We start from the raw sequence: 13,562 nt of genomic DNA on the forward strand, positions 1-13,562 counted from the left end.
CTCATAATTAAGATGAAATGTAAAAGAGCAGATGTGTGCAAGATAAATGTACTGCCTATCTTCGAGATATTTCATGCATGAGCAGGAGATATGCTCTTTCACTATATTCTGATTGACACCGTTATTTAGGATTGTTATAATAAACATCGTGCTTTAGGGCATGCGCTGTTGTAGCACAGTCGGTAGTGCGTCGCATTGGTAGTGCGGAGGTCACGGGTTCGATTCCCGTCAGCAGCTTAGAGAAAGTCGCTTTTGGCGGCTTTTTTGTTTGAGTAGATTCATTCATAGACAGCCCGGCCCCCAAGGGAATTAGGTCTGAAAGTCGATAACTTTTGGCTTCACAGTAAGGGTATAAGGCGGATTTTTGCTGTATTTACAGATGTTGCAATATTCAAGAGCAATAAAAAGACTTAAGATTTCATTCTGTTCTCGCTCCAATTGTTTGAGCCCATTTATGGGCGAGTTTTGGAGCGAAGAATGAAAGCTTAAGTCTTTTTATGCCTTGAATATCAACATATGTAACAACAAGAAAATTCGCCTTATACCCTTACTGTGAAAACAAACAGCTACAATTTCAGACCTGATGCCATTGGGGCGGGCGTTAATTGGGGACAAAAAGGGCTGCCACACAAAAGTGCGACAGCCTTAAAATTAAGCGTCAATTACTGACATATAGTAAGAGTAAAGACTCTTGTATGTTGAGTTGTTGTAATGAAGCCCGTCACCGGTTGAGAAACCGTTCTGCTTTAAGTAAGAGTAACCGTCTATCCAAGTGACTCTCGGATCAAGCTGTGACTTGAGCTTTGCGTTGAATTTTTCTATCTGCTCGTTAGAAACTGTCTTGCAGTTCTTTACGGGAGTTACTGCTGCGTAGTAAACCTTGATTCCGGCAGCTTCCCATGAATCGATGTTGCTATTTACAAGTCTGATGTACTTCGATGCGTTTGCAAGATCGTTTACGCCAAAGTTGATTACCATTACGGTTCCGTTTCCGGCGTAATTGGGAATCTGGGGAAGAGCAGTGTTCTTGAACCAGCTGTAACCTTCACCGACCTTGGCAACATATGCCTTATCGGTTGAACCTACGGCAGTTTTAAGCTGAACTGTTCTTGAGTCTCCTACAAAAAGAAAAGGCACGCCGGGGATTCCGGTAGATACATAATCCTTGCTGACATATCCTATTCCGTCTTTGTATGCTATCTCATACCAACCGCTGCCTGTTTCGCCTGTTACTGTGATCTGTGCGCCCCATGAGAGCTTACCGATCTTATCACACTGAATCCCCGCTCCGTTTCTTACATTAACGGTAGCTGATGCGAACATGTTCGCAGGAACTTCATAGTGTACAACCACGTTAGGGTCGATAGGTTCTACTGAGGAAGATGCTGCAGCTGAACTTTCGTCTGCTATAGCTGAGCTTCCTTCGATAGAAGCTATTTCAGGCTGAACCGAAACGCCTTCTGTTGAAGCGATAATCGCTTCCGTTGCCGAAACCTTGATCTCGTCCGTTGCAAATGCTGCGCCGCATACGGCTAATGATGCGACCATAAGTGCACCGGATACCAGTATTAAGTTTTTGTTTTTTAGATTTTTTAATTTCATATCTTCACCACTCATAATTCTATGAAATTTTACATGAGGTTTAACAAGATGTCAAATTTGACTAAAAAGCAACAAACTTTTATAATATAGCATTGACTATACTAGCGCTTGAATTAAGCGTATCAATTTAATAGGTAATTTCCTATATTTATAAAAAATAGATGAAATAGTTGATTGGAGAGGTTATGTGCGGAATTATTGGATACATTGGAAAAAAGAGCACAAAAGATATTTTGCTGGATTCACTGGAACTTTTAGAATATAGAGGATATGACAGTGCGGGAATAGCTCTTTTTCCTGATGGAGCAAATGGACCTGTAGTAAATAAGGTTGCGGGAAGAGTTTCTAAATTAAGAGAAGTATGTGTAGGTCTTACAGATGAAGCTTGTGCAGGAATCGGACATACACGTTGGGCTACACACGGTGGCGTCAGCGATGAGAATGCCCATCCTCATCAGAACGGAAGAGTAACACTTGTACATAATGGAATTATTGAGAATTATAAGGAACTTGTAAAAGAGTACGATCTTAAAGGGAAGCTTATCTCAGAGACAGATACTGAGGTTGCTGCCGCAGTTTTGAATTGCCTGTATGACGGAGATCCTGAAAAAGCTTTAAGAGATCTTGTTTCTCAGCTTAAAGGAACATTTGCTTTTGCGGTGCTTTTTGCTGATCAGCCTGGGAAGATATATGCTATAAGAAATGTAAGTCCCATCGTTGTTGCAATGACTGAGCATGGTGCAATGCTTGCTTCAGATGTTGCGGCTCTAGGCGTACATGCAAAGGAATACGCATTCCTTCCCGAGTATCAGGTTGCATGTCTTTCAACTACTGGAATTGTAGTTCATGATGAGAAGAGACATGAAGTTCCTCTTCAGCTCATGACTATCGACTGGGATACAAGCCGCGGTGGTAAGGGCGGCTATGCTTTCTATATGGAAAAAGAGATTCATGAACAGCCCGACGCCGTAAAAGACACTTATGCACCTCATATTGTAAATGGCATTACTTCATTTGAAGCAGAAGGCATTCCGAATTCTCTTTTCAGAGATAATCAGAATATCGTGGTTATTGCCTGCGGAACAGCTATGCATGCGGGACTTATAGGCCAGCAGCTCTTCCATACACTTGCCAATATCCACACTGATGTAGCGGTGGCTTCTGAGTTTACATACACTAATCCCGTTATCAAGCCCGGAACTCTTGTTATCGCGGTTTCACAGTCGGGTGAGACGGTTGATACTATCGAGGCTATTAAGTATGCAAGAAAGAAAGGTGCAAAGGTACTGTCAATTGTAAACGTAAAAGGTTCAACGATTTCAGATATCAGTGATTACTGCATCTATACACATGCAGGCCCTGAGATCGCTGTTGCAAGTACCAAGGCTTTCACCAGCCAGCTTACTGTTTTCTATCTTCTTGCAATCCATGCGGCAAGACTTAACGGACTTGTTTCAGAGGAAGAGAGCAGCAAGTTTTTGAAGGAACTTCAGAGAGTACCTGAAGTTATCGGTCAGATTTTGGAGAAAAAAGAATTCGTAAAGAAGATGACAAGTAAGTTCCTCCTTTCAGAGAACGCATTCATGATCGGAAGAGGACTTGATTACTCACTTCTTCTTGAAGGTTCGCTGAAACTTAAAGAAATATCATATGTTCATTCGGAAGCATACGCATCCGGTGAGCTTAAACACGGAACAATTGCTCTTATTACGGACGGAATACCTGTAGTTGCGCTTGTTACACAGAGTGCGATCGCATCTAAGGAATACTCCAATATCAGAGAGGTTCAGTCTCGTGGAGCCAGCATGATCCTTATTACCAGAGAATCTCTTTATAAGGACATGAATATCCCTGAGGATGATACATTTATACTTCCTGAGATGGATGATATGTTCATGCCGTTCCCTGCAGCCGTTGTTATGCAGCTCATAGCTTATTACACATCATATACAAAGGGATTTGATGTTGATAAGCCAAGGAACCTTGCTAAGGTTGTTACGGTTGAGTAATTGATATATACCATGTTTTTTGAATCTAGAGAGTTTTGGCGATTTATACACAAACTTGTATTATAATTGCCAAAACTCTTTGTTTTGTTTTTTTGTTCTTATTGAGTGGACGAGGTTGAATTATTATGAACGGAATAATACAGGAGAAAAGAAGCTTATTCGGAGAAGCTTCTTTTTATAGAAATGCATTAAAGATTGCGGTACCCATCATGCTCCAGCAGCTTATACAGAACATGGTATCGCTTATCGACAATTTCATGGTATCGGGACTTGGAGACGTGTCCATGTCCGGAGTTAACGTCGCAGGCCAGATACTGTTTATTTTTATGGTGTTTCTTAATACCATCTGCATGTCGGGAGGAATATTCCTCACACAGTTCTTCGGGGCAAAAGACAAGGCAGGAATGCAGCAGGCATTCATCTTTAAAGTGTTTATGGGACTTTCTGCGTTTATACCTTATTTTCTGGTGTGCAGAGTCTTCCCAAGGCAGTTCCTGTCGCTCATGCTCTTAGGAAATACGCAGGCGCCTTTTATTCTTGATGAGGCGGTAAAGTACATCCATATCATGTTCTGGATGGGACTTCCGATGACTTTTTCTGTCTGTATAGCGACATCTTTGAGAGACATGGGAAGAGTAAAGGCACCGCTTATTGTAACTATAATCGCTACGCTGACCAATACTACGTTTAACTACCTTCTTATCTACGGAAACTTTGGTTTCCCGGCACTTGGCGTAAGAGGAGCGGCTGTTGCGACCGTTATAGCAAGAACACTGGAATTTGTTATCTTCACAGGCATATATATTAAGGTGAAACCTGATTTTGCTATCGCATTAAAGAGCGGTATTAAAGTTGATTTCCGTCTCTTTGGCGAGATATTGAGAAAAGGAGCGCTTATGCTCTTCTGTGAGATGACATGGGTGCTTTCTGAGACTGTAAATACCGCTATTTTTAACAGCAGAGGCGGAGCGGAAGTAGTATCCGGAATGGCAGCGGGCTTTGCTATCGCAAATCTCTTCTTTGTGGCATTTGGCGGAATTTATTCTGCTACAAGTGTCATTATGGGCAAGACACTTGGAGAAGGTAAGCTTGAAGAAGCGCGCAAGCAAAAGAATTGGCTTTTGTCGGGAGCATTCGCTTTTGGATGTGTAATGACGATTGTTGGTTTCGTGACTACACTTATCGTGCCGGTTGTATACGGAAGATTGAGCGGCGGCGCTATAGACATATGCAGAAGAATGGTTATTGTTCTGTCGATATTTATGCCTATATGGGTATATATCAATGCTCAGCAGGCGGTTGCAAGATCCGGAGGCGATACCAAGATGGGCGCGTACGGAGATGCGGTAATAACTTTGGTCGTACTTCTTCCTATGATACTTATCCTTGGTAAATACACCGATATAGGCCCTATAGAGCTCTTTATATGTGTAAAGCTTGTTGATTTTATCAAGATCACTATTTTCCATTTCTGGTTAAAGAAAGAGAACTGGCTCAACAACCTTGCAATAGGGCATGCTGAGTAAATTACAAAAAAGGAAATATACACAATGGATCTTATCAAGAAATTTATACCTTATTACAAACCCTATATCGGAGTGTTCTTGTTCGACCTGCTCTGCGCAACGGTGCTGTCTGTGATAGACCTCGTTTTCCCGCAGTTCATAAGAATACTCAGAGAGACACTGTTTCTTGAAGAACCTGAGATCATAATGAAAAGAATTTGGATCATAGGACTTTTGTTGCTTGTTCTGTATTTCATCAGATTCCTGTGCAGGTGGTACGTGACCTACTGGGGACATATGATGGGCGCCAAGATGGAGTCCGGCATGCGAAAAGAGCTCTTTGAAAGGTTTGAAGCATTCTCTTTTTCATATTATGACACACACAATACGGGCGAGATGATGAGTAAGCTGGTATCGGACCTCTTTGATATATCCGAGCTTGCGCACCACGGCCCCGAGAATATATTTATCTCTTTTGTGAAAATAGTCGGTTCCTTCATACTTCTGATGCGTATAAACGTGCCAATGACGCTGTGCCTTGTGTCTGTTGTGCTTGTCATGGCGGTATTCTCTGTAAGCCGTAACAGGAAGATGAGAGCGACGTTTTCCGATAACAGGAAGAAGGTTGCGGGAATTAACTCATCCCTTCAGGATACGCTCGGCGGTATCAAGGTCGTGAAGTCCTTTACGGGAGAGGAGATTGAGGAAAAGAAATTTGATAAAAGTAACCTCGCTTTCCTTGAGTCAAAGAAGGACAATTACAAGCAGATGGCGCTTTTTCATTCGGGAAACAACTTCTTCGAGGGACTATTGTTTGTGACTGTTATTGTGGCCGGAGGTGTGTTTATTGCCAAAGGACAGATGACGGTTGAAGATATGGCTATTTACGCGCTCTACATCAACATATTTATCAATCCGGTCAATGTACTTGTTGAATTTACGGAACAGCTTCAGAAAGGTCTTGCGGGCTTTGGAAGATTCTGCGAGGTCATGGAGACGGAACCTGAGATTGTTGATAAGAATGGGGCAAAAGAGCTTACACACGTTGAGGGCGTTATCGATTATGAGGACGTTTCTTTTGCTTACGGCGAGGAAGAAAGCGTCCTTGACCACATCAGTCTACATGTTGAAAAAGGCAAGAATATAGCTATTGTAGGTCCGTCAGGCGGCGGAAAGACAACGCTTTGTTCACTTCTTCCAAGATTCTATGATGTTACGGGCGGAAGTGTTAAAATAGACGGAGTTGACATTCGTGACGTAACTCAGAGATCTCTTAGATCATTTATCGGAATTGTGCAACAGGACGTGTATCTCTTTAACGGTACGGTTCGCGAGAATATTGCCTACGGAAAGCCTGATGCCACGATGGATGAGATACGAGAGGCAGCTGAAAAAGCAGACCTGACGGGCTTTATAAACACCCTGTCAGATGGATTTGACACACTTGTCGGTGAAAGAGGAGCAAGACTGTCAGGTGGCCAGAAACAGCGAATTGCCATCGCAAGAGTGTTCCTTAAGAACCCTCCGATCCTTATTCTCGATGAGGCGACGAGCGCACTCGACAACGAGAGTGAGAGATACGTTCAGGACAGCCTTGAAAAGCTCTCAGTCGGAAGAACAACGATAACGATTGCCCACAGACTTTCCACAATCCTTGGCGCCGATGAGATCATCGTCCTTGGAAGCAACGGCATAGAAGAACGCGGAACCCACAAGGAACTTCTAAAGACCGGCGGATTGTATGAGAAGTACTACAGGATGCAGTTTGAGTGAATTGAATAGAGGTTAAGGTTACTTGAAAAATAAACTTTGGCGATTTATAATGCTTTTAGAACGTATAAAACGCCAAAGTTTTATTTTTATAATCGACTTTGGCGATTTATAGAGAGGAAATGCTTATGAAGATTGTTGGAAGAAAACGTGAAAAAGATATATTGATGCAATGTCTTAAGTCGAAAAGACCTGAGTTTGCGGTTGTTTACGGAAGACGAAGAGTAGGTAAGACATATCTTATAAGAGAATATTTCAACAAACAGTTTTCCTTTTATTCTACGGGACTTACTGATGAGAAAACCAAAGGTCAGCTCAGAGCTTTTAATGAAAGCTTGCTTTTATACGGAAGCACTGATAAAGAAGTTCCAAAGGATTGGTTTGATGCTTTTTCACGCCTTCGTGTACTTTTGTGTAGTGAGAAAGTATATAGGGAACCTATAGGCGGAAAAAGAGTTATTTTTCTAGATGAGCTTCCGTGGATGGATACAGCCAGATCAGACTTTAAGAGCGCGCTTGATTATTTTTGGAACAGCTGGGCTTCGGCACAGGAAGATATAGTGCTTATTGTGTGCGGATCTGCGACATCATGGATTATCAATAACCTTCTTACGAGCAGAAAAGGTTTTCATAACAGGGTGACCAGAAGGATTCAGTTGTTGCCTTTTTCTTTGTCGGAATGTGAAGAACTGTTTGAATTAAATGATGTAGTAATGACAAAAAATCAGATGATAGAAAGCTACATGGTTTTTGGCGGCATACCGCTTTATATGAACCTTTTTGATTCCAGACTCAGTTTAATGCAGAATATAAATGAATTGTGTTTTAAGGAATATGGGGAACTTCATAACGAATATGACAATCTTTTTTATTCCCTTTTTGATAAGCCGGAAAAGCATATGGCAATAATAGAAACTCTTTCAAAAAAGAAGGAGGGACTTACAAGAACAGATCTTTCTAAAGAGAAAAAAATCGGAGGAGGATCGGTTCTTACCAAAAATCTTCGGGAATTGGAAGAGTGTGGTTTTATTCGCAAATTTAATAATTTTACAAAAGAAACGGATGCTTTATATCAGCTTATAGATCCTTTTACTCTTTTTAGTATCAGGTTTATCAAGAACAAGAAATTTGATTCGTGGAATGAGTACATCAATTCACCGGGGTATAATTCATGGAGAGGAAATTCTTTTGAAATAGTATGTTTGAACCATGTGGAAAAGATAAAAGCATGTCTGGGAATAAGCGGAATTGAAACAAATGTATTTGCATGGAGGAGCAACAAAGTCGAGAACGGTGCTCAGATTGATCTTATCATTGACAGAAAAGACGGCGTGATTGATTTATGTGAGATGAAATATACAAATGAAGAGTATGCCATCGATTCTGATGAGCATGCTAAGATTTCTAACAGATTGGAAGTTTTTCGAAAAGAATCCGGAACAAACAAAGCTATTCATATCATAATGATAGCCGGAAGCGGATTTAAGGCAAATAAATATTCTGGAGTGGTTCAGAATGTGATTGTTGGGGAAGAGCTATTTTGATTTTGGCTATAGGATTCACAAATGGAATCCTATAGCGTGTATATATAATTAATAACTTGTATTTCCGACAATTACATCCCATATATTAAATTGATGCATGCTCCTACACCTCCTGCCTGAATAATATTTTGCCGAAAAATATTGTAATACAAGTGGATTGAAAGAGGGGGTGTCATTGAGCAAACTATGGATATCTTGAGTAAACGAACCAATAAAGGAGTTAAAACAGTTATTGGGGAACAATTGTTATGTGAAAACAGATATGGTATAATTTTCATTAATGTAGCTATTTACTTGACTATTGGGGGCTTGCGTGATGGATATAGATACATTCAATATTGCAATATGTGATGATGATAAAGAGTTGCACAACGAAATAATCGGTTTATGCAACTCATTTTTTATTGGAAAAAAAGTAAATTACAAGATTTATTCGTATTTTTCGGGAGAAGAGATCATAAAGGAAACAGAAAGACATTACTAAAATGGTAGCTGATCTTTATTTGAGTGAGAAAACAAAAATTGATGAAGTGATGAGGGAGAGAAATGAATACAAGAAATATAGTTATGGTAGATAATCTTCATAAAATATATGGGAGTGGTGAAGCTAAAACAAATGCTCTTAACGGAATTTCAATGTCGGTAAAAGAAGGAGAATTTGTGGCAATTGTAGGAACATCGGGCTCAGGAAAATCGACTCTTTTACATATTATTGGTGGAATAGACAACTCCAGTGAGGGTAAAGTTCTAATAGATGGCGTGGATATTAGCGAGTTATCCGAGAATGAGATGATTAAATTTCGCAGGGATAAAATTGGATATATTTATCAGGATTATAATCTGATCCCTATACTAACTGTTAAAGAGAATATATATCTTCCTGCAAGTCTTTCCGGTGGGGATGTTGAAACTGATTACTATGATCAAATTGTTGAGGAATTGGAATTATCGGAAAAGGAAAACGTTTTCCCAAATGAATTGTCGGGCGGTCAACAGCAGAGGGTAGCAATTGCCAGGGCGCTTATCAATAAACCGGACATTATTTTGGCAGACGAACCTACTGGGAACTTAGATAAAGAAAATAGTGAAAAGGTCGTAAATTTATTAAAGAGAATAAAAGCAAATCACAAGCAAACAATTATTTTGATAACACATGATTATAATGTTGCGAAGGAAGCAGACAGAATCATACGTATTGAGGACGGGAAACTGGAAAATGAATAATACACAGATTGAAAAATTGATTGCTAAGCGAAGAGTTGAAAAGTATAAAAATAAGAAAAATCTGTTGGGAATTATCATATTTGCAGCAGTGTTTTTTTTTACGTCTATTGCAATTTTCTGTGTTGAATCAGAAATTGAATTAGCCAAACTTGGAACTGCGTCTCTATCGGATGTTGCATACGTATTGTTAGTTTTTTTGCTGGTAGTCATATTGACCGCGGGTGTTTCTGTAAAGAGCATTTATGAAGTTATTTTAATTAATGATATGGCAGAGTTTAGAAAACTAAAGTTGATAGGAACAACCTCTGCACAACTAAAAAGAATATTGAAATATGAACGTAAACTTATTTTTTGGAGATATGCAATTGGGGGAGCAATTTTAGGGGCGGTTGTTGGTGTGATGATTCCTGTTCAACCATACTTATCTGCGATTATTGGGAGTATGATAGCATCAATTGGTGTTATATACTTTGTTATTTCATGTAGTACAGCTAAATTAGTAAAAAGAATAATTAGTCTAAAGGTCTCTGATGACTTGGATAATTATCGTATTCCGAAGCATAAAAGAAAGAGCAATATACATGGCCTTAAAAGAAATACCGAGAGTTTTCTCGGGCTTCGATATCTTTATGTTAGAGGAGGTAGGTCGGTGATAACCGGACTATCTTTGACATTGAGTTTTTTATTATCTTTTGTAATTCTTTCTGTAGTTTCTTCGTTTGACATAGAAAAAATAGTGAAAAGAGATTACGAACATGATAGTCAATTTATAATTTCTATGGAAAGAGGACCTGAAGAAGAGTATACAGATTTGATAATCAATTCACCTTACAGTGATGAATTGGAAAGGAAAATACTTGATATTAAAGGAATTGATAAGATTGTAAAGTACAGATTACTAAAGATGAACTTTGAATGTTCAGATGAAAATTTTAACCTTTGTAATGGAGATGTGAATGTTGAAAATGCAAAAGATGATTCGGTGGTTCCTATTGTAATTAATAAAGGAGCTTATTGGTATCAAAATGGGTCAGTATCTTTTCAAACGGGTGATGTTATTGAATCAATTGTGCATTGTGGAAATGTTGATAAAAAAGTGTCTTTAGTTGTGAACGGATTTATTGATGATCCATATGATTTGAATATTTATTACACAAGTGATAATAATCTGGATACGTTGACTGATATCTGCTGTGATTGTAAGTGGTATGTATGCGTCAATGATGCTACATTTACAAAAGATACAGAAAGAATGATGAAATCAATAGTAGATGGAAATGATCGATTGAGGATAGAGGTGTTCAGTGAGTATTATGAACAACTTAAGGGAGTATTTGAAAATGTAAAAATAGCAATTTACGTTATTTGTGTAATAGTTTGCTTATTTACCTTCATAAATCTGTTCGATCTTTCGGTAAATAATATAGATAGTAGAAAAAAGGACATAGGTATTTATCGAACTCTTGGCATGTCTGTGAAACAAGTAGTGGCTCTGAACTATATAGAAATTGGGATTTTAATTATTCTTTCCGGTTTTTGCGGGATTGTTTTGGGAACACCCATTGGAAAAATTTTATGTAAAACACTGGCTGATCTGACTAGAAGCAACTACATTAAATATGTATTTCCGACTAAATACTGTTTTATTTATATTTCTGCGATAATTATTATTGCGTATATAATGAAAAGCTATATAAAAGAGTACATTAATAAGGTTAGTATAGTTGATAATATCTATAGATAACGTTATCAATGCGAGTTTGGGAATTATAAATTGAAAATATTGAGGAAAAACGATGTTTGAACTATTTGTCGTAGGTGAGTTTTTATTTGATCTGTCCATTTTGGCGATGGAAATAGCTGCACATGCAAATATTTCAGATTACCGAGTGGCTATGATATTTATAGTACTGGTTGTGGGAATTGGTATTTCCTTTATTCCGAGTTTACTAAGGGAAGCAGGGATAATAAAAAGTACAGTAAAATATATAGATTTTGAGATGATACTTAAGTTTATTATGTGGGCGCAGACGCTGTATTTTGCATACAATTTCTTTCTGCTTACAGTGATCATTAATGTCATCTGTCTCTCTTTTTCTATATTGTGCAAAGTGAAAATATGCAATGAAGTAAGATCGTTAAATATAAATGTCCTTGATGCGATTAATGGAATGAAAAAGATAGATTCATCATACATGGAACCGCATTATCCGTTTATTATCGGGGATTTCCTTGCGATAGCATTTCTGATGTCTTTTCATGAGAATATGACGGAATTGGCTATATCGGGATCAATCTGTATTGCAGTCTTTGGAATAGGTATAATTCGCTTGTGGAAAGACGCTTATTTAAACAAAAGAGATATTATTTGCCTGATTCTCATTGAAGTATTGATGATTGTTTTAGGTGCAATGAACATGCGACTAATTACATGTATATTGTACGCGGAGTTTTGCTCGAGATTTAGGGATGTTCTAAAAAGGATGGCAAATTAAAAATATGATAAGATCGCTATGGAGTTCAAAATTTAAGGATTCTATAGCGCAATAAAAGGGCCTTTTTAGCCCTTTTATTTTTTATCAATCACTTTACGCGTCCGCCAGCCGCAGTCTTTCAATTATCGTTTCCTTCATTGCGCGCTTGTACACGATGTATGGGATGAGGATCATGACAAGTATCAGGAACGGAAGGACAACAACAATCGGAAGGAGCGTGAACTTATAGGAAAAGAAAAACAGGCCACTCTCCAGGGGCTTTATCATTAGTATAGATATGATGCTGCTTAGTATCGCGCCAAAGAGCAGTGATAAAGCACCGTAGATTACTCCTTCGATACATAGACTCTTTTTCTGAATGCTCTTGGTCATTCCGACTGCTTCGAGCATGGCAAGTTCAAGTCTTCTTGAGATCACGGAAGTGACTATGGTGTTGATGAAGTTAAGGATTCCTATAAGCGCAAGGATTGTTGTAAGAAGTCCGCCGACCATCTTGAACATTTCTGTCATGGATGAAAACTCTTTTCTAAATACAGATCTTGAGGTATAGGTGAGCGATGGCTCTACTTTCTTGGTATAATCCGCAAACCAACTCTCTATTGCTGGTTCGGCATCATCTGTAGCATCTATCAAAGTTCTCATGGGAGCTCTTTCTCCAAAGAAATCATGGAATTCATCCGTAGGTAGAACGTAATTTACGTCCATATCGGTATAAGCTTGAATTCTTACCGCGAAAGGAATGTCTATTGTTGCCATTACCTCATACTCTCTGATGTCTCCGTTTGCATTGTTTACGGCAATTGTTTCACCCGGGAGAAAATAGCTTACGAAATTACTCTCATTACCATCGTAATCATATTCGTTTACCAAAATATATTTGCCTGTCTTAAATTTCTCGGCATCAAAATTTCCGTGAAGTATCTTAAGAGTGCTTAATGCATAATCGTCCATTCCATATATGTTGGCTATAGTATAAGTATCATCGTTTGTTTGCTCTCCGGATTCATCATAATATATAGCAGAAAGATGCCGTGCAGAATTTTCATATGCTTTTTTATTATCAAGTAGTCTTTCTGTAAACGTCAATGAAAAAGTTTACCACTCGCTACCGAATTAGTTTACCACTTCGCTAGCGAAAAACTTTACCATTTGACCATTTTTCGCTGGTGAATAAGTTTACCAGTAGCGATACTGAAAAAGTTTACCACTAACGCTACCGAAAAAGTTTACCACCAAGTTTCTTGTTATGGGGAACACCGCAATAGCAGCATTCCCCGAGTTACTTTAGTTATAATACATAGTTTTCGAATGGCAGGTCCTCATCAAGATGAACCTTATGGGCATGAGCTTTGAAGTATTCAAAATCCTCTGTAAGCCCCTTCCATTTGATATAATCGCTCAAGTATTGATTCT

The 13,562-nt window shown here is 38.8% G+C and carries 10 protein-coding genes and 1 tRNA gene; 9 read left to right on the forward strand and 2 right to left on the reverse strand.

What is annotated here, in order from left to right:
• Window positions 1-164: 164 nt before the first annotated feature.
• A tRNA-Thr gene (locus G628_RS0109560) sits at window positions 165-237 on the forward strand.
• Window positions 238-651: 414 nt separating this feature from the next.
• Here G628_RS0109560 and G628_RS0109565 read toward each other — a convergent pair.
• A complete protein-coding gene (locus G628_RS0109565) occupies window positions 652-1,602 on the reverse strand; it encodes an SH3 domain-containing protein (RefSeq protein WP_026667758.1) in 951 nt (316 codons plus the stop codon).
• A gap of 185 nt (window positions 1,603-1,787) precedes the next feature.
• On the opposite strand from G628_RS0109565, the gene glmS reads away from it, so the two are divergent.
• The 8 genes from glmS to G628_RS0109605 all read left to right on the forward strand — a co-directional run bounded on the left by glmS (window position 1,788) and on the right by G628_RS0109605 (window position 12,149).
• Entirely contained in the window at window positions 1,788-3,611 is a 1,824-nt protein-coding gene (glmS, locus tag G628_RS0109570) for a glutamine--fructose-6-phosphate transaminase (isomerizing) (protein WP_027209006.1), read from the forward strand.
• 125 nt (window positions 3,612-3,736) lie between these two features.
• Entirely contained in the window at window positions 3,737-5,137 is a 1,401-nt protein-coding gene (locus G628_RS0109575; RefSeq protein WP_026656944.1) for an MATE family efflux transporter, read from the forward strand.
• Window positions 5,138-5,161: 24 nt separating this feature from the next.
• On the forward strand, window positions 5,162-6,889 hold the full coding sequence (locus tag G628_RS0109580; RefSeq protein WP_027209007.1) for an ABC transporter ATP-binding protein: 1,728 nt from the start codon (window positions 5,162-5,164) through the stop codon (window positions 6,887-6,889).
• Between the two features lie 125 nt (window positions 6,890-7,014).
• Entirely contained in the window at window positions 7,015-8,430 is a 1,416-nt protein-coding gene (locus tag G628_RS0109585) for an AAA family ATPase (protein WP_027209008.1), read from the forward strand.
• 316 nt (window positions 8,431-8,746) lie between these two features.
• A complete protein-coding gene (locus tag G628_RS18735; RefSeq protein WP_155833796.1) occupies window positions 8,747-8,914 on the forward strand; it encodes a hypothetical protein in 168 nt (55 codons plus the stop codon).
• Window positions 8,915-8,976: 62 nt separating this feature from the next.
• Window positions 8,977-9,654 (forward strand): ABC transporter ATP-binding protein, encoded by a 678-nt coding sequence (locus G628_RS0109595; protein WP_027209009.1) that lies wholly within the window; start codon window positions 8,977-8,979, stop codon window positions 9,652-9,654.
• Window positions 9,647-11,398 (forward strand): ABC transporter permease, encoded by a 1,752-nt coding sequence (locus G628_RS0109600; protein ID WP_027209010.1) that lies wholly within the window; start codon window positions 9,647-9,649, stop codon window positions 11,396-11,398. The genes G628_RS0109595 and G628_RS0109600 overlap by 8 nt, the downstream gene beginning before the upstream one ends.
• A 52-nt stretch (window positions 11,399-11,450) precedes the next feature.
• Window positions 11,451-12,149: a hypothetical protein gene (locus G628_RS0109605; protein ID WP_027209011.1), complete on the forward strand. Its 699-nt coding sequence runs from the start codon at window positions 11,451-11,453 to the stop codon at window positions 12,147-12,149.
• A 93-nt stretch (window positions 12,150-12,242) separates the two neighbouring features.
• Here G628_RS0109605 and G628_RS0109610 read toward each other — a convergent pair whose 3' ends face one another.
• Complete coding sequence (locus G628_RS0109610) at window positions 12,243-13,235, reverse strand: ABC transporter permease (protein WP_027209012.1); 993 nt, start codon at window positions 13,233-13,235, stop codon at window positions 12,243-12,245.
• Window positions 13,236-13,562: the final 327 nt, after the last annotated feature.

Origin of the sequence: Butyrivibrio hungatei NK4A153 (genome assembly GCF_000424465.1) — a bacterium.
Taxonomy (GTDB): Bacteria; Bacillota; Clostridia; order Lachnospirales; family Lachnospiraceae; genus Butyrivibrio; species Butyrivibrio hungatei_A.

Excerpts from the sequence above, each read along its gene's own strand:
- G628_RS0109565 (WP_026667758.1), bottom strand. The coding sequence starts at position 1,602 with ATGAAATTAAAAAATCTAAAAAACAAAAACTTAATACTGGTATCCGGT.
- glmS (WP_027209006.1), top strand. The coding sequence starts at position 1,788 with ATGTGCGGAATTATTGGATACATTGGAAAAAAGAGCACAAAAGATATT.
- G628_RS0109575 (WP_026656944.1), top strand. The coding sequence starts at position 3,737 with ATGAACGGAATAATACAGGAGAAAAGAAGCTTATTCGGAGAAGCTTCT.
- G628_RS0109580 (WP_027209007.1), top strand. The coding sequence starts at position 5,162 with ATGGATCTTATCAAGAAATTTATACCTTATTACAAACCCTATATCGGA.
- G628_RS0109585 (WP_027209008.1), top strand. The coding sequence starts at position 7,015 with ATGAAGATTGTTGGAAGAAAACGTGAAAAAGATATATTGATGCAATGT.
- G628_RS18735 (WP_155833796.1), top strand. The coding sequence starts at position 8,747 with ATGGATATAGATACATTCAATATTGCAATATGTGATGATGATAAAGAG.
- G628_RS0109595 (WP_027209009.1), top strand. The coding sequence starts at position 8,977 with ATGAATACAAGAAATATAGTTATGGTAGATAATCTTCATAAAATATAT.
- G628_RS0109600 (WP_027209010.1), top strand. The coding sequence starts at position 9,647 with ATGAATAATACACAGATTGAAAAATTGATTGCTAAGCGAAGAGTTGAA.
- G628_RS0109605 (WP_027209011.1), top strand. The coding sequence starts at position 11,451 with ATGTTTGAACTATTTGTCGTAGGTGAGTTTTTATTTGATCTGTCCATT.